The sequence below is a fragment of the Variovorax sp. RO1 genome (assembly GCF_002849325.1).
Lineage (GTDB): Bacteria > Pseudomonadota > Gammaproteobacteria > Burkholderiales > Burkholderiaceae_C > Variovorax.
Genome location: NZ_PKMT01000003.1, coordinates 178,702 through 194,743, shown reverse-complemented (window position 1 = coordinate 194,743; position 16,042 = coordinate 178,702). Strand labels below are relative to the sequence as shown.

Below are 16,042 nucleotides of genomic sequence, written 5' to 3'. Positions count from 1 at the left end.
ATAGGCAAAGACTTTGCAGAAACACGCTCGCCCGCCGGGGGTTGCCGGCCGGATACTTTTTGGCAACCCCCGGCAGGCCCGACAACCGGCTGGCCCCTCCCCACGCAAAGGACCCCTTTCGATGCACTACCGCAAATTCGGCCGCACCGGCCTCCTGGTTTCCGAACTCTGCCTCGGCACGATGACCTTTGGCGGCGCGCCTGGCATCTGGGACCACATCGGCCAGCTGCAGCAAGGCGAGGCCGAAGGCCTCATCGGCCGCTCGCTCGACGCCGGCATCAACTTCATCGACACCGCCGACGTGTACTCCGACGGCCTCTCCGAAACCATCACCGGCCAGGCGCTGAAGAACCTCAAGGTACCGCGCGACCGCGTGGTGGTCGCCACCAAGGTGCTCGGCGAAACCGGCAGCAAGGGTGTGAACTCGGCCGGCGCCTCGCGCTATCACATCATGGACGGCGTGAAGGCCAGCCTGAAGCGGCTGCAGCTCGACCACATCGACCTGTACCAGATCCACGGCACCGACCCGCTCACGCCCATCGACGAAACGGTGCGCGCGCTCGACGACCTCGTGCGCCAGGGCCACGTGCGCTACGTGGGCGTGTCGAACTGGGCCGCGTGGCAGATCGCCAAGGCGCTGGGCATTGCCGAGCGCGACCGGCTCGCGCGCTTCGAGTCGCTGCAGGCCTACTACACCGTGGCCGGGCGCGACCTGGAGCGCGAGCTGGTGCCGATGCTGCGCAGCGAACAGCTCGGCCTGATGGTCTGGAGCCCGCTGGCCGGCGGCCTGCTGAGCGGCAAGGTCGACCGCCACACCGCCACCGCAGAAGGCAGCCGCCGCGCGAGCTTCGACTTTCCGCCGGTGAACGTGGAACGCGCCTACGACTGCATTGACCTCATGCGCCAGTTCGCCGAACCGCGCGGCGTGTCGGTGGCGCAGATCGCGCTGGCGTGGCTGCTGCACCAGCCGGTCGTGACCAGCGTGATCGTCGGCGCCAAGCGCATCGATCAGCTCGACGACAACATCGCCGCCACCGAGGTGAAGCTCACGGCCGACGAGCTGGCGGCGCTCGACACCGCGAGCGCGCTGGCCCCTGAGTACCCGGGCTGGATGCTCGCGCGCCAGGGCGGCGTGCGCGCCCAGCGTCTGGCCGACTCAGGCCGTCGCGGCTGACGCCACGCTGAGAGCGACGTTGCCTTGCCGCGCGGCATGGGCCGCGCTCGCACGCAGCGCGCGCAGGTCGAGATGTTCGGCGGCGCGCGCAGCCGTGGGCTCGGCCAGGTGCGGCACCACGCCCAGCAGCGGCGCACCGAGCCGGGCACGCAGCGTCTGCAGGTTGCCTTCGGGCGAGAGCATCTGCGGCTCGACCACGCTCGCCACCCAACCCGCGAGCACCAGCCCGCGCGCACGGATCGCCTCGGCGGTGAGCAGCGCATGGTTGAGGCAGCCCAGCCGCAGCCCGACCACGAGGATCACGGGCAGGCCCAGCGCCACCGCGAGGTCGGCGGTGTCGAGGTCGTCGCCCAGCGGCACGCAGAAGCCGCCCACGCCTTCCACCACCACCGCATCGGCCTGCGCCGACAGCCGCTCGAAGGCATCGAGCAGCACGGGCAGCGATACACGCACGCCCTCTTCCCGCGCCGCCAGGTGCGGCGACATCGGCGCCTTCAGCACGTAGGGGCAGCGCCAGGCGAGCGGCGCGGCGACGTTGCCGGCCGCCTGCAGGCGCTCGACGTCTTCGTTGCGCCATTCGCCATCGATGGCATCGAGCCCCGCCGCCACCGGCTTCATGCCGACTGCGCGCAGGCCCGAGGCGGCCAGCAGCGCGAGCATGGCGCTGCTCACCAGCGTCTTGCCGACGCCGGTGTCGGTGCCGGTGACGAACCAGCGGCGCTGCGTCGACACGGCCGTCGTCATGCGGCCTCCGGCCATGGTTCGGCCAGGGCCTCGCCCAGCGCGCCGATGAGCCGCGCCACGTCGGCCTCGGTGTGGCTGGCCGACAGCGCGATGCGCAGCCGCGCGGTGCCCGCGGGCACGGTCGGCGGACGGATCGCGCCGACGCGCAGGCCGTGCGCGTCGAGCCGTTCCATCGTCTGCATGGCGCGCGCGTTGTCGCCCACGATGAGCGGCTGGATCGCGGTCGGCGAATCGGCCAGCCAGGCGCTACCGTCGGCCGGCAGCACCTGCTTCAGGCCGCTGCGCAACTGGGTGATGCGGGCACGCAGCTGCGCGCGGCGGCGCATCCCCTCCTCGCCCTCGATGAGCGCCAGGCTGGTGAGCAGCGCATGCGCCACCGCTGGCGGCGCTGCCGTCGTGAAGATATAAGGCCGCGCGCGCTGCACCAGGAAGTCGATCACCGTGCGGTGCGCCGCCACGAAGGCGCCCGACACGCCGGCCGCCTTGCCCAGCGTGCCGATGAGCACCAGCCGCTCGGAGCGCAGCGCCAGCGCCTGCAGCGCGCCGCGCCCGGTGGCGCCGAGCACGCCGAAGCCGTGCGCGTCGTCGATCACCAGCCAGGCGTCGTGTTGCTCGGCCAGCGCAAGCAGGCCCGCCACCGGGGCGATGTGGCCGTCCATGCTGAAGACGGCGTCGCTCACGATGATCTTGACCGGCGCGTCGCAGGCGGCGAGCTGCGCGTCGAGTGCCTGCAGGTCGCAGTGCGGGTAGCGTTCCACGCGGGCGCGGGCCAGCCGCGCGCCGTCGATCAGCGAGGCGTGGTTCAACGTCTCCGAGAAGATCACCGCCTCGCCGTCGCCCAGCGCCGACAGCACCGCCAGGTTGGCCATGTAGCCGGTACAGAAGAACAGGCTGCGCGCCTCGGGAATGTGCGGCGCCATCCATTCGCCCAGCCGTTCTTCGAGCTGCGCGTGGGCGCGCGAGTGGCCCAGGATGAGGTGCGAGCCGCCGCTGCCCGTGCCGTAGCGCGCCGCGCCTTCGGCCAGCGCCTCGGCCAGCGCGGGGTGCGCGGCCAGGCCCAGGTAGTCGTTGCTGCTGAAGCCGAGCATGGTGCGAGGCGCAGTGGCGCCGGCCAGCGTGAGGATCTGCTCGGGCGCGCAGGCTGTTTCGGCGATCTGCCGGCGGCGGCGCAGCGAGCGCGCGTCGAGTGCGGTGATTTCGTTCTGCAGGCGTTCAAGCAAGCGCAGCATCGCGGACTCCTTCTTCGGCAATGGTGCCGGATGCGGTGGTGACGGCATTGAGCGTCGCGAGCGTGCCGTCCACCAGTTGATCGATCTCGTCGTCGGCGATGGCATACGGCGGCATCAGGTACACGGTCGCGCCGATGGGTCGCATCAGCAGGCCGTGGTCGCGCGCCGCGAGGTGGAAGCGCTCGGCGAAGCGCGGGCCGGGCGCGCGCACGTCGAAGGCCGTGATCATTCCGCGCTGGCGTAGGTGATCAACGGCTTGGCCGGCCAGCCCTTCGCGCAGGCGGGTGAACAGGCGCGCGGCGCGATCCTTGTTGCGGTTCAACGCGTCTTCTGCGTCGAACAGGTCGAGCGTGGCGAGCGCCGCACGGCAGGCCAGCGCGTTGCCGGTGTAGGAATGCGAATGCAGGAAGCTGCGCGCGGCGTCGTCGTCGACGAAGCCCTGGTAGATGGCATCGCGCGTCATCACCAGCGCCAGCGGCAGGTAGCCGCCGCTGATGCCCTTCGACAGGCACAGGAAGTCGGGCCAGATGCCGGCCTGCTCGCACGCGAAGAAGGTGCCGGTGCGCCCGCAGCCGACCGCGATCTCGTCGGCGATCAGGTGCACACCGAAGCAGTCGCACAGCGCGCGCAGGCGGCGCAGGTAGGCCGCGTCGTGCATCGCCATGCCGGTGGCGCACTGCACCAGCGGCTCGACGATCACGGCGGCAATGCTGTCGTGCTGCGCGGCCAGCAGCGCCTCGAGCTCGTCGGCGGCGCGGTTGGCGACGGCGGCGGCGTCTTCGCCGGGCCGGGCGGCGCGCGCGTCGGGCGAGGCCACGAGGTGCGCGCTGGCGAGCAGCGGCGCATAGGCGTCGCGGAACACGGGCACGTCGGTGACGTGCAGCGCGCCCAGCGTCTCGCCGTGGTACCCGCCGCGCAGGGCCACGAAGCGGCGCTTGTCGGCACGGCCCGCGTTGCGCCAGGCGTGAAAGCTCATCTTCAGCGCGATCTCCACGGCCGAGGCGCCGTCGGAGGCATAGAAGCAATGGCCCAGCGCGTGGCCCGTGAGCGCCGCCAGCCGCTCGGCCAGCTCGACCGCCGGCGCGTGCGTGCAGCCCGCGAGCATCACGTGCGGCAGCGTGTCGAGCTGCGCCTTGAGCGCGGCATTGATCGCCGGGTGCGCGTGGCCGAACAGGTTGACCCACCACGAGCTGGTCGCGTCGAGGTAGCGCCGACCTTCGTGGTCGGTCAGCCAGACGCCCTCGCCGCGCGCGATGGGCAGCGGCGGCGCGACCTCGAGGCGGATGCTCTGGGTGCAGGGGTGCCAGACGTGGCGGCGGCTGCGTTGTTGCCAATCCGCGTTGGCGTTGGCATGGGCGTTCGAAGCGGTCGAAGAAGCAGTCGTTGTTGGGGGCACCCGCGCATTCCTTTCTTGTTCGAGAAAAGCACTACCCGTCGCGAGAAACGAGGGCAAAGGCGCGGGATCGTATCGACGGAAAGACGGTGCGGCAAACGCGCTTCGGGCGGGTGTTTGCGGGGCGTGATGAGGGCGATTTGCGCGACGTTGCACCGTGTAATGCGTACGTTCGTCGCAACGGTGGGCGCCTCGGCGTCGGCGCGCCTGCCCCGCTGGCGTGGACGCTTCTGCAAGTTGTCCGGCTGCCGCCAAAGATACGGAACGAATGTCCGGTTCTCGGGGTGCTGGCCGCCTCGTTCGCGCTTTTCAGACGCGACCATGGCCGATTTCAACGATCGTTCAGCGGCTGCTCTTTTTGACCAGAGCGCGATGTTCACGTCGCATCCATCGACCTGTCGCTGTCAGAAAAAACTTCATCCAAAAATTGGCATGAGAACGAACGCCTTCCTTTGCGAAGCAGAGAACAAATTTTCCGGAGAAATGCACACAGAAGCACTCACTTTGGGGGGGCGAGTTGATGCTTCTTCGTTGAAGTAGAGTTGTCCGGATTCATGCAGCACTTCCGAGGCCGATCTTTGAATCGACAAGGCAGGCGGGAAGATCACGCATGTGAAGAAATGGGCCAAGACCGGGCTACCGGCAACGACACCGGGGAGGTGGTCATCCATGTCATCAGCCAGTTCACATATCTTCCATGGCGCGACGCCATGGAAGCTCGAAGGCCTGAACGTCGCGCGGCTCTCGGAGCAGGCGCGGCTCATCAAGCTGCAGCTGCCCACGTCGGCACCGCAGAACGCCGTCGTCGTCGAGCGCTTCACCGGCACCGAAGGCATCAACGAGCTCTTCGAGTTCACCGTCGACACGCTCGCCACGTCGAGCGAGTTCGACCCGTTCGCGATGATCGGTGAAGAGCTGAGCCTGCGCCTGCTGCTGGCCAATGGCAGCTTTCGCACCTGGCACGGCTACCTCACGGCCGTTGATGCGCTGGGCGGTGATGGGGGCCTTGCGCGCTACCGCCTGCACCTGCAGCCCTGGCTCGCCGCGCTCGGCCTGCGCCGCGACAGCTTCGTGTACGCCGCCAAGCACGTGCAAGACATCGTCAGCGAGGTGTTCGCCGACCACACGACCGCGAGCTTCAGCTTCGAAGTCACGCAGGAAATGCCCGTGCGGCCCACCTGCGTGCAGTACCGCGAGTCGGACCTGGCCTTCGTGCTGCGACTGCTGGCGGAAGAAGGCCTGAGCTTTCGCTTCGAGCATGAACAGCAGTCGGCCAATGGCAGCAGCAGTGCTGCGAACAACACCACGCCCTCGCACCACCGCCTGGTGATCTTCGACCGCGCGGCAACCCCACCCGATTGCGCCTTGCCGCAGATCCGCTTTCACCGCGTCGACGCCACCGAGTCGACCGACGCCATCACCGCATGGAGCAGCCGGCGGCAGGTTGCCACCAACGCCGTCATGCGCAACGCCTGGGACGCCAGCGTGCTGCAAGCCCCCACCGGGGCCGTGCAGAGTGCGCTGTCGATGGGTGACGTGCCCGTGCTGGAGCACTACGACGGCGCCGGCGCACAGCGCTACGCCGACAGCGCCACTGCCTCTCGGCGTGCAGAGCAGCAGCTCGTGGCCTTCGAGTCGCGCATCAAGCGATACGGCGCCGCAGGCAGCGTGCGACAACTCGGTGCAGGCGAGCGCTTCACGCTCACGCAGCATGACCGCTACGAGGGCCGCAAATTCCTCTCGCTGCGCGTGCGCCATGAAGCGGCGAACAACCTTGGCGCGCAAGCAGCGCAGGTGCTCGAAGCCGGCGAACTCGAGAAAGGCAGCTACCGCAACAGCTTCGAGGCCCAGCCGGCGGAGGCGCAGGTCGTGCCGCTGTGGCGGCCCAAGCCCACCGCCCCCGAGGCGATGGTCGCGCTCGTGGTCGGGGCCGATGACGACGAGGCACCGACGGCCGTGCATACGCAGCGTGACCATCGCGTCCAGGTGCGTTTCCATTGGCAGACGCAGCGTGCAGGTCAGCAGCAATCGACGAGCAGAGGACAAGGCAGCCTGGTCGCAGCCGGTCGCCACGCCAGCAACCGCCAGTCGGTCTGGCTGCGTGTGGCCGCGCCGGTGGCTGGCCCCAACTGGGGCGCCCACCACCTGCCGCGCGTAGGTTCTGAAGTGCTCGTGTCCTTCATCGAAGGCGACATCGACCGACCGGTGGTCGCCCAACAGCTCTACAACGGACAGGACCTACCGCCCTGGTCGGCCGGCACCGACTCATCGGCCAACCACGCAGGCGTGCTCTCGGGCTGGCACAGCCGCGCGCTCGACGGCAGCGGATACAACCAGTGGATCGCCGACGACGCGCCCGGCCAGGTGCGCACCCGCCTGGCCAGCTCGCACGCGGCCAGCCAGCTGAACCTGGGCCACCTCAACGCCCAGTCACCCGACGAGAGCAGCCGAGGCGCCTGGCGCGGCAGCGGCGCCGAGCTGCGCTCCGACGCCTGGGTCGCCACGCGCGCCGGCGAGGGTCTGCTGATCTCCACGCTGGCCCAGGAACGGGCGGCGGGCAGCGTGCAAGACACCACCAGCGTGCGCGGCCAGCTCGCGGGCGCACTGCGCGAGGCACAGAAACTGTCCGATGCGGCCGGCGGCGCGAAGGCGTTGGTGTTGAGCGCCACGGCGCTGCTGCAGCCGCTCATCGACGACATCGATCCGCAAAAGAACGGGCACTACCCGGGCAGTGTCAACGGACAGGACGCCCGCGAGCCGAAGGGTGGAGAAGGCGCAGGTTCGCGCGAAGGGCAAGAYCGCGTGCCCGCCTTCGCACGACCGCTCATGGTGCTCGATGCGGCGATGAGCCTGAACATGGCCACGCCTGCCAGCGCAACTGTGTACGCGGGCGAGGCGATCCACTGGACTGCGCAGGCGCAGGCCCACGTCGCAGCGGGCAAGACCGTGAGCTTCGCGGCCGGCAAATCCGTGGGCCTGTACAGCCACGAAGGCGGTATCCAGGTCATCGCACAAGACGGGCCGGTGAGCGTTCAGGCGCACACCGATGAGCTCGAATGGCTGGCCAAGGAAGGCTTCACGGTCACCAGCAGCAACGACGAGATCCACGTGCTGGCGCAGCAGAAGATCACGCTCAAGGGTGGGCAGACGAGCATCGAGCTGGATGGGATGAACATCACGCTGAAGATGCCGGGGCTGCTGGATGTGAAGGGGACCAGCAAGAGTTTTGTGGGGCCGAAGGGGAATCCGGCGGAGTTGCCGGCTTTGCCGGTAGGACTCTCGGAGTTCAAGCAAGCCATCGAACTCAGCTACCAATACGACGACCTGGAGCCGGTCGAAGGCGCGCCCTACAAGGTCATCTTCAGCGACGGCAGTACGCGCGAGGGCAAGCTCGACAAGCAGGGATTCGCGCGCCTCGAAGGTACACCCAATCTGCCGTACCACGTCGAACTTGGCGAAGACCAGCGGGCATGGAAACCACCGCCGCTGGAGCCTTTTGATCCGCACAAGGAAGTAGAAGACGAGGTCAGGCGTCAGCTCGATGCCGCCCGTCAGAAGCTGGATTCGTCCGCGGGCACCGACGGCGGCAGCGAGGGAGTCATCGCATGAGCGAAGTGCTTGTTCAAAAAAGTGAAAGCGGCTTGCTCGACACGATCGGCAAGTTCTGCATGGACTTGATCCTCGGTGATTTCGAGGAGAACCCCAGCAACGCCGCAATGGTGGTCAACGGGCTGGTCCAGCTGATTCCCATTGCCGGACAGGTGCTGGCGGCGCGCGACGTCTGCGGCATGATCTTCCGCATCTCGCGCATCGGGCCGGCCAAATGCGGCAAGAACGAATGGATGGAACTTGCGATCGCCGCCTTTGGATGCATTCCGGAGGTCGGCGCACTGTTCAAGACCATCGTCAAACCGCTGTGGCGAGGCAGCGCGGCCCTCAAGGGTTCGGTGCGCGGACAGGCTTTCGTCAGCGCGATGCTGGGCAAGTCCAAGGGCGCCGCCATCACGTTCATCAAGACCTTCAACTGGGCCGGACACACGCAGGCGGCGATCCAGCAGGTCGACCAAGGGTTGACGCTGTGCGACCAGTTCCTGGCCTACCTCGAGCAAGAGCATTGGTGGGAGCCTGCCGCGCTGCAAGGTCTGGCACACGACATGCGACCGCAGCTCAAGGGTCTCAGTGGCCCCCTGCGCACCGGCCTGCGGGAGGGCACCGAGGCACTGCGCGAATTCCTCATCACGCTGTTGGGCGAAGACGGCTACGCCGTGGCGCAGGCGGCCGCTGCAGCAGCATCGACGTCGTCGAGGGGCGCGCGCGGCGGTGCCACCCCCACGAGCCATGCACGCGCCACGCCCGCCACTCCTCGCGCGAAGAAGTCGGCAAAACCTGCCGAAGAGCAAAACAAGCAGCACGACCCGGCTGCTACAACCCGGCGCCAAAACGCAGAGGCAGGAGGTGGCCCCAAGACCATCGCAAGGCGCATCACCCGGGCTGCATGGGCGGAAATCGGGAGCCGCTACAAGGGCCTGCTCGGTGAGCATATGGCCCACTACCACCATATGAAGCTGCATGCGCCCGGGAGCTGGCCGCACGGCACGGTGGAGGGCCAGCACCCCCATGCTCGGTGGACGGGCGCGAAAAAACTGGTGTCGGAGCAAGGTGCAGAGGCCACGCCGACCGAACTGGTGCCCGTGCATCTGGCCCGCATCAATCAGAGCGGGGTGGACGGCGTCTGGTCGTTGGGCAACGGGACCTATCATTTCGTGGAAGCCAAGGCGAACGAATCGGCTGGGGCGATGTTCGGCCAAGGGGCCTCGGATTGGAAGGAACTTGCCAAGGAAGAACCACCTGCCAGCACCGAGGCGAAGCCAAAAGGCAAGGGCACCAAAAGAAAGAGCACCGCTCCACGCGCGCCAAAAAAGCTGCGCCCCCCGCCCGGCATGACAGAACGAGAGGTGGCCCTGTGGTGCATGCTGTCGCAGCCAAAGAAGGGGCTGCAGATGTCGGAGGAGTGGGCGAAGGTCACGGTCTCGTCGTTGATCTGGGATCGCAATGAAGCTAACCGTTGGGTTTACGGGTACTTTGCAATTCCTGGTACCAGCCCGCCCAAGGACTACACGCCAGCAGCGGGCGGGCCGCTGAAGAAAGAAATGGCCCCGGGCATGCCGGAGCACGTCGCTGTCAGCGCCGAGGTGGCGAGGCGCGCGGTGGCCGGGGGCGACCTCTACGATCTGGCGCTTCACGATCAGCACAAAGCCGATCACACCCCGTCAGACATCTTCACCGCAGGAGAGATTGACGCAGTCTCAGAGCGCTATGACCGAGTCAAGACTGCGGCTGCAACCAAGCAATCGCCATCGGCACCTCCAACACAGCAGCCACTCCCATCACCGGGTCGGCGTACTGGCAGAAATCGTCAATGAGCAAACCAAAGAAACCTACCTTGATGTCAGAGCCTGACGACATGCATCTGCGTCGTCGCCAACAGTTCCTTTACAAGGCGCTCTACGAGAACGTGCGAGCTCTACAACTGGAGTCCATTGATGTATCAGTTGCTGGGGTTGAACGAAAGCAATCTGGCACGCAAACGTACGTCGTCGCACAGGCGTTTGTCTACCATGAAAAATTCTGGCTCTGGATGCTCGACTACACAGCGGGTGTTGATCTGGACACGCTGGCCCCGCAACTCGCTGGCATCGTGGACGAATTCGTGCGCTGGAATGATGCCAACGTTCCCTATCGGAAACATCTCAAAGAAAAATACGCGGAAGAAGACAAGCAGCAGGGCATCACCACGCGTCTAGATGTGTCTGCTGTCGATTTTGACAATCAGATTTGGTTCGAAGACGCCCTGCAACTCGTCAGCGTCGCCATCCTGTTGCGTGATGCGCGCTCGGTCAAGCGCATCGTCAAGGCGATGGTCTTCAACCGCTACGCCGATGCACTATACGAACAACTGATCGCGGACTTTGTGGACGACCCACAGGAAGAGATGCAAGAGGTGCTGCACGACGAGCCCTACAGCACACTGGTCGAAGCCTATTTCGAGGACGATGACGCCAAGGCCGTCGCACTGGTGAAGGACTACCTGAAGAATTGGTACAAGCACCAGGATGGCGCGCGTTGGTACAACGCCCACCTCAAGATCGAAGACGATCTGTCGTTCTACTACGGCTACTGGGCCTTCGAGGCTGGCGCGACGTGCTTCCTGCTCGACCTCGACGACAGCACGATCGACCACATGGTGTATCCGAAGGACCTGGTGGCCTACGCCCGCAAGCTGCAGGCCGACGGTCGCTGGACGACAACGAAAGACGTGCCACTGGAAACGGAAGCTCCAGCGTCGACCATGCTCAATTGCCCTGGTGGTGAGGCCTGCCCGAAATCAGGCTGGTGGTTCACACCTGCGAAAGTCGGAAGTCGTCGCTATTTCGAGGCTGGGGAGGCCATGCCCGTCATCGAAGGAAGCGACTACGGCGCCACCTTCTGGCAGTGGGATACTGATCAGACCGGGCCCAAACCCTGATCCATCGCTGGGCCGGCGAGCTGGCAGGAATCGTCTATGAACAACCCCGAGAAACCTGCGCTGTTTCCAGAGCTCGACGACATGCATCTGCATCGGCGTCAGAAGTTTCTCTACAAGGCGTTGTACGAGAACATTCGCAATAAGCAACTTGAGGCCATCGTGATCACGACCGAGGATGTGCGTGAACAAGAAGTCGGCACCATGAGTTCGGTTGCTGCTCGACAATCGGCGTACAACGTGAAGTTTTGGCTCTGGATGCTCGACTACACAGCTGGCGTCGATCTGGATGTTTTGGCCCCTCAACTTGCCGGCATCGTGGACGATTTTGTCCGCTGGAATGATGCGAACGTGCCATTCCGAATCGCCTTGAAGGAGGAGTTCGCAGAGCACAACAAGAAGTACGGTGGCACGACCAATCTGGACGTTTGCGCCGTCGATTTCGACAATCAGATCGAGTACGAGAACGCGTTGCAACTGCTTAGCGTCGCCATCCTGTTGCGCGATGCACGCTCGGTCAAACGCATCGTCAAGGCGATGGTCTTCAATCGCTACGCCGATGCGCTGTACGAACAACTGATCGCGGATTTTGTGGACGACCCGCAGGAAGACATGCAGGCGGTGCAGCACGATGCGCCCTACAGCACGCTGGTCGAAGCCTACTTCGAGGACGATGACGTCAAGGCCGTCGCGCTGGCGAAGGACTACCTGAAGAATTGGTACAAGCACCAGGATGGCGCGCGCTGGTACAACGCCCACCTCAAGATCGAAAACGATCGGTCGTTCTACTACGGCTACTGGGCCTTCGAGGCTGGCGCGACGTGCTTCCTGCTCGACCTCGACGACAGCAGCATCGACCACATGGTGTACCCGAAAGACCTGGTGGCCTACGCCCGCAAGCTGCAGGCCGACGGTCGTTGGACGACAACGAAAGACGCGCCACTGGAAATGTCAGCCGCAGTCTCGACGAGGTTCGATCGTCCTGATGGCGAGGTTTGCCCGAAATAAGGTTGGTGGTTCAAACCGTCCCATGTGGCTCTACCTGCATCACACCGCCTCCGACCTCATCGACCTGGACCCCGCAACCGGCCGTTGGCGTCCGGTCGACGATGCCGAGAAACCGCCGGGCGCTTCGGTGCTCGCCGACCTCCCGGTCAAAGGCGGCTACACCATCGAGAACGACAAGCGCTACTACAGCTATTGGACGGACGATGAGAAGTTCGTTTTTCGCAGCGACGACGGTGCCGTGTTCGAGATCTGCCAGAAGCGCGACGACGGCTCCGTGGTCATGCTCCCGCCGGTCTTGCGCAGCGAGATCGCGCCTTCGCGGTATGGCGATGGGCGGTTGCGACAAGGCTTCAGCCAGTTTCGATTGATCGATGCTGCGACAGGCAGCGTTGTCTTCGAGCTGGACTACAACGCCGAGCGCTATCAGCGCCTGTACCAGTCCGACTTCACCGCTGCAGCGGCGGAGCAGGATCTGTCCGATTGGGATTTCTTCGTCGCCTTGCAAGGCGCCATCGAGATCTTCGAAGAGCGCGCCGCGTCCGGCCGCGTCGCGTTCTCCGCGGAGGTCGATGGCTCGGCGCAGATCCAGGGGCAACGCATGCGCCGTGACGAGTTGCTGTTTGCCGACACGGGCCAGACCTGCCCACGCTCGGGCGTCTGGGCCTGCCTGACCGATCTGCGCGTGAGCGTGGCCGTCACGCAGGGCGAGCCGATGCCCGCGAATGGCGGGCAACCGGTGCAATGGGTCTGGAGCCGGCCTGGCTGATCGCAGTCTGCGACTTTTAACCCCGCCCCAGCCGGGTCACACACCCTTGCGCATAATTGACGCAAGCTATGACTCTCACCGAACTCAAATACATCGTCGCAGTCGCCCGCGAGCGGCACTTCGGCAAGGCGGCCGAGGCCTGTTATGTGTCCCAGCCGACGCTTTCGGTGGCCATCAAGAAACTCGAGGACGAACTCGAGGTCAAGCTCTTCGAGCGCAGCGCCGGTGAAGTGACCGTGACGCCGCTCGGCGAGCAGATCGTCCAGCAGGCGCAGAGCGTGCTCGACCAGGCCGCCAGCATCAAGGAGATCGCCAAGCGCGGAAAAGACCCGCTGGCCGGCCCGCTGAACCTGGGCGTGATCTACACGATCGGGCCGTACCTGCTGCCCGACCTGGTGCGCCAGGTGATCGCGCGTACGCCGCAGATGCCGCTGGTGCTTCAGGAGAACTTCACGGTCAAGCTGCTCGAGATGCTGCGCGCCGGCGAGATCGACTGCGCGATCATGGCCGAGCCCTTTCCCGACACCGGTCTGGCGATGGCGCCGCTGTACGACGAGCCCTTCATGGCGGCGCTGCCCGTGAAGCACAAGTTTGCCGACCGCGAATCGATCACGTCGGAAGAGCTGCAGAACGAGACGATGCTGCTGCTGGGCACGGGCCACTGTTTCCGCGACCACGTGCTCGAGGTGTGCCCCGAGTTCGCGCGCTTCTCGAGCAACGCCGAGGGCATCCGCAAGAGCTTCGAGGGCTCGTCGCTCGAAACCATCAAGCACATGGTGGCCTCGGGCATGGGCGTGACACTGGTGCCGCGCCTGTCGGTGCCGGCCGAGGCGCTCAAGCCGAAGGTCAAGGGCCGCAAGGAGCCCGAGCAGATGGTGCGCTACCTGCCCGTGCGCGACGCGCAGGACCGCGACCCGCCGATGCGCCGCGTGGTGCTGGCCTGGCGCCGCACCTTCACGCGCTACGAAGCCATTGCGGCGCTGCGCAACGCGATCTACGCGTGCGAGCTGCCGGGTGTCAAACGACTCTCCTAGCGATTCGGGGCCTTCGCCTACGCGCGGGCTGTTTGGGATCGCTGATCGCTGGGATAGAGTGAAGCTGTTGCGAAGCCGCCTGCCGGCTTTCAGAATTTCGGTGTCGTCCACCCAACTTCAAGAAAGACCCCTCCGCCATGGCCAAACCCTCGAAGAAAACGAAGTCCCCGTCGCCCGCTGCTTCCGCCGGCAAGGTGCCCAAGAAGGGCGGCGCCGTCGTCGCGCAGGAGTCGGGCAGCCGCAACGCGCCGCTGATCAACATCGGCATCGAGCGCCAGGACCGCGCGGCCATTGCCGAAGGCCTGAGCCGCGTGCTGGCCGACACCTACACGCTGTACCTCACGACCCACAACTTCCATTGGAATGTGACGGGTCCGCACTTCAACTCGCTGCATGCGATGTTCATGACGCAGTACACCGAGCTGTGGGGCTCGACGGACGTGCTCGCCGAGCGCATCCGCGCACTGGGCCACTACGCGCCGGGCTCGTACGCCGAGTTCAGCAAGATCGCCACCGTGCCCGACGTGCCGCAGACCCCGCCCAAGGCGATGGAGATGGTGCGCATCCTCGTGAAAGGCCACGAAACGGTGTCGCGCATCGCGCGCGAGTTCATCCCGGTGGCCGAAGAGGCCGGCGACGACCCGACCGCCGACATGCTGACCGCGCGCTGCACGGTGCACGACCAGACGGCCTGGATGCTGCGCTCGCTGCTCGAGGACTGATGACGTCATCCTGATCTCCCGGCACCTTTGATGTGTTGGGAGCCCCTTCGGAGAGCGGCACAATGGCCGCTCTTTTGACGTCTGCCTTGCCGCTTTTCGCATGCCTCTCGCCCGCCGTTTTGCGCTCTACCTCGATCTGATCCGCTGGAACCGGCCGGCCGGCTGGCTGTTGCTGCTGTGGCCCACGCTGGGCGCGCTCTGGTTCGCGGCCGATGGCTGGCCCGGTTGGCACCTCGTCGTGGTGTTCACGCTCGGCACGTTCCTGATGCGCAGCGCGGGCTGCTGCGTCAACGATGTGGCCGACCGCGAGTTCGACCGCCACGTGAAGCGCACGGCCCAGCGGCCCGTGACGAGCGGCGCGCTGTCGGTCAAGGAGGCACTGGGACTGGGCGCGGTGCTGGCGCTGCTGTCCTTCGGGCTGGTGCTCACCACCAACCGCACGACGGTGCTGTGGTCGTTCGCGGCGCTGGCGATCACGCTGATCTATCCGTTCGCCAAGCGCTTCGTGTCGATCCCGCAGGCGGTGCTGGGCATCGCCTTCAGTTTCGGCATTCCGATGGCCTTTGCCGCAGTGCAGTCGACGGTGCCGGCTTTTGCCTGGTGGCTGCTGGCGGGCAACCTGTTCTGGGTGCTGGCCTATGACACCGAGTACGCGATGGTGGACCGCGACGACGACCTGAAGATCGGCATGAAGACCTCGGCCATCACCTTCGGCCGCTTCGACGTGGCGGCGGTGATGGCCAGCTACGCGATCTTCCTGGCGGTCTGGATCTGGGCCGGTGCCAGCCGGTCGCTGGGGGTGCTCTTCTATCTGGGCATTGCCGCGGCGGTGGCCCAGGCGCTCTGGCACTGGCGCCTGATCCATGACCGCACGCGTGACGGCTGTTTCAAGGCCTTCCGCGAAAACCACTGGCTGGGCTTCGCGGTGTTCGTCGGCGTCGTGGCCGGCTATGCCATCCGATAAAGCAAGAGGACGCACGTGCTCGACCGCCTGACACAGAAGATCGGCCAGGAGGGCCTGTCCGAGTGGCATGCCATCACGCAGCAGATGGTCGACCAGTACGCGGTGCTCTCGGGCGATGGCGAAGGCGAGTGGATCCACCTCGATCCGGAGCGCGCAGCCCGCGAGGCGAACTACGGCGGAACGATCGTGCCGGGCTTCTTCCAGGCCTCGCACCTGATCCGGCTGACCGGCGAGGCGATGCGCACGCTGCTGCCCTTCGATTCGAACCACGCGCTGAACTACGGCTTCGACCGCCTGCGCTTCGTGAGGCCGATGCCGGTGGGTGCGCGCTTCCGGGCGCGGGTGCGCATTCTCAGCGCGACACCCAAGGGAGAAGACGGTTTCCTGTTGAAGGAAGAGGTGCTACTCGAACTCGAGGACGGCACGGTCACGCTGGCGGCCGAGTGGCTGTTCTTTCTCGGCCCGCGTGCGCTCGCTGGCTGAGC

Annotated in this window: 14 protein-coding genes; 10 read left to right on the top strand and 4 right to left on the bottom strand. The window is 66.0% G+C overall.

What is annotated here, in order from left to right; genetic code table 11:
* The first annotated feature begins 121 nt into the window (after window positions 1–121).
* Window positions 122–1,174, top strand: a complete 1,053-nt coding sequence (locus tag CY658_RS17835; RefSeq protein WP_101491481.1) for an aldo/keto reductase — start codon at window positions 122–124, stop codon at window positions 1,172–1,174.
* Here the strand turns inward: CY658_RS17835 and bioD are convergent.
* The 4 genes from bioD to CY658_RS32495 form a co-directional block, all read right to left on the bottom strand.
* Entirely contained in the window at window positions 1,157–1,918 is a 762-nt protein-coding gene (bioD, locus tag CY658_RS17830) for a dethiobiotin synthase (protein ID WP_101491480.1), read from the bottom strand. The genes CY658_RS17835 and bioD overlap by 18 nt on opposite strands.
* Complete coding sequence (gene bioF, locus CY658_RS17825) at window positions 1,915–3,147, bottom strand: 8-amino-7-oxononanoate synthase (RefSeq protein ID WP_101491479.1); 1,233 nt, start codon at window positions 3,145–3,147, stop codon at window positions 1,915–1,917. The genes bioD and bioF overlap by 4 nt, the downstream gene beginning before the upstream one ends.
* Entirely contained in the window at window positions 3,131–4,543 is a 1,413-nt protein-coding gene (locus tag CY658_RS17820; protein WP_101491478.1) for an adenosylmethionine--8-amino-7-oxononanoate transaminase, read from the bottom strand. Before CY658_RS17820 ends, bioF begins: the two co-directional genes overlap by 17 nt.
* Before the next feature lie 413 nt (window positions 4,544–4,956).
* A complete protein-coding gene (locus tag CY658_RS32495) occupies window positions 4,957–5,211 on the bottom strand; it encodes a hypothetical protein (protein ID WP_143713711.1) in 255 nt (84 codons plus the stop codon).
* On the opposite strand from CY658_RS32495, the gene CY658_RS17815 reads away from it, so the two are divergent.
* The 9 genes from CY658_RS17815 (at window position 5,210) to CY658_RS17775 (ending at window position 16,040) form a co-directional block, all read left to right on the top strand.
* Window positions 5,210–8,149, top strand: coding sequence for a type VI secretion system Vgr family protein (locus CY658_RS17815; protein ID WP_101491477.1), 2,940 nt, complete (start codon window positions 5,210–5,212; stop codon window positions 8,147–8,149). The two genes, CY658_RS32495 and CY658_RS17815, sit on opposite strands and share 2 nt — an antisense overlap.
* Window positions 8,146–9,963: a hypothetical protein gene (locus CY658_RS17810; RefSeq protein WP_101491476.1), complete on the top strand. Its 1,818-nt coding sequence runs from the start codon at window positions 8,146–8,148 to the stop codon at window positions 9,961–9,963. Before CY658_RS17815 ends, CY658_RS17810 begins: the two co-directional genes overlap by 4 nt.
* A complete protein-coding gene (locus CY658_RS17805) occupies window positions 9,960–11,066 on the top strand; it encodes a PoNe immunity protein domain-containing protein (RefSeq protein ID WP_101491475.1) in 1,107 nt (368 codons plus the stop codon). Before CY658_RS17810 ends, CY658_RS17805 begins: the two co-directional genes overlap by 4 nt.
* A 36-nt stretch (window positions 11,067–11,102) precedes the next feature.
* Window positions 11,103–12,071: a PoNe immunity protein domain-containing protein gene (locus tag CY658_RS33115; RefSeq protein WP_101491474.1), complete on the top strand. Its 969-nt coding sequence runs from the start codon at window positions 11,103–11,105 to the stop codon at window positions 12,069–12,071.
* Between the two features lie 22 nt (window positions 12,072–12,093).
* The gene (locus CY658_RS17795; RefSeq protein WP_101491473.1) at window positions 12,094–12,837 is read left to right on the top strand and encodes a hypothetical protein; all 744 of its coding nucleotides are present in this window, start codon (window positions 12,094–12,096) and stop codon (window positions 12,835–12,837) included.
* Between the two features lie 68 nt (window positions 12,838–12,905).
* Window positions 12,906–13,871, top strand: coding sequence for a LysR substrate-binding domain-containing protein (locus tag CY658_RS17790; protein WP_101491472.1), 966 nt, complete (start codon window positions 12,906–12,908; stop codon window positions 13,869–13,871).
* A gap of 137 nt (window positions 13,872–14,008) precedes the next feature.
* The gene (locus tag CY658_RS17785; RefSeq protein ID WP_101491471.1) at window positions 14,009–14,593 is read left to right on the top strand and encodes a Dps family protein; all 585 of its coding nucleotides are present in this window, start codon (window positions 14,009–14,011) and stop codon (window positions 14,591–14,593) included.
* Window positions 14,594–14,693: 100 nt separating this feature from the next.
* Window positions 14,694–15,557 carry a 4-hydroxybenzoate octaprenyltransferase gene (gene ubiA / locus CY658_RS17780; RefSeq protein ID WP_101491470.1) on the top strand — a complete coding sequence of 288 codons (864 nt, stop codon included), beginning with the start codon at window positions 14,694–14,696 and terminating at the stop codon, window positions 15,555–15,557.
* Window positions 15,558–15,572: 15 nt separating this feature from the next.
* Complete coding sequence (locus tag CY658_RS17775; protein WP_101491469.1) at window positions 15,573–16,040, top strand: MaoC/PaaZ C-terminal domain-containing protein; 468 nt, start codon at window positions 15,573–15,575, stop codon at window positions 16,038–16,040.
* Window positions 16,041–16,042 lie beyond the last annotated feature (2 nt).

Excerpts from the sequence above, each read along its gene's own strand:
- CY658_RS17785 (WP_101491471.1), top strand. The coding sequence starts at position 14,009 with ATGGCCAAACCCTCGAAGAAAACGAAGTCCCCGTCGCCCGCTGCTTCC.
- CY658_RS17790 (WP_101491472.1), top strand. The coding sequence starts at position 12,906 with ATGACTCTCACCGAACTCAAATACATCGTCGCAGTCGCCCGCGAGCGG.
- CY658_RS33115 (WP_101491474.1), top strand. The coding sequence starts at position 11,103 with ATGAACAACCCCGAGAAACCTGCGCTGTTTCCAGAGCTCGACGACATG.
- CY658_RS17835 (WP_101491481.1), top strand. The coding sequence starts at position 122 with ATGCACTACCGCAAATTCGGCCGCACCGGCCTCCTGGTTTCCGAACTC.
- bioF (WP_101491479.1), bottom strand. The coding sequence starts at position 3,147 with ATGCTGCGCTTGCTTGAACGCCTGCAGAACGAAATCACCGCACTCGAC.
- CY658_RS17810 (WP_101491476.1), top strand. The coding sequence starts at position 8,146 with ATGAGCGAAGTGCTTGTTCAAAAAAGTGAAAGCGGCTTGCTCGACACG.
- bioD (WP_101491480.1), bottom strand. The coding sequence starts at position 1,918 with ATGACGACGGCCGTGTCGACGCAGCGCCGCTGGTTCGTCACCGGCACC.
- CY658_RS32495 (WP_143713711.1), bottom strand. The coding sequence starts at position 5,211 with ATGGATGACCACCTCCCCGGTGTCGTTGCCGGTAGCCCGGTCTTGGCC.
- CY658_RS17805 (WP_101491475.1), top strand. The coding sequence starts at position 9,960 with ATGAGCAAACCAAAGAAACCTACCTTGATGTCAGAGCCTGACGACATG.
- CY658_RS17795 (WP_101491473.1), top strand. The coding sequence starts at position 12,094 with ATGTGGCTCTACCTGCATCACACCGCCTCCGACCTCATCGACCTGGAC.
- ubiA (WP_101491470.1), top strand. The coding sequence starts at position 14,694 with ATGCCTCTCGCCCGCCGTTTTGCGCTCTACCTCGATCTGATCCGCTGG.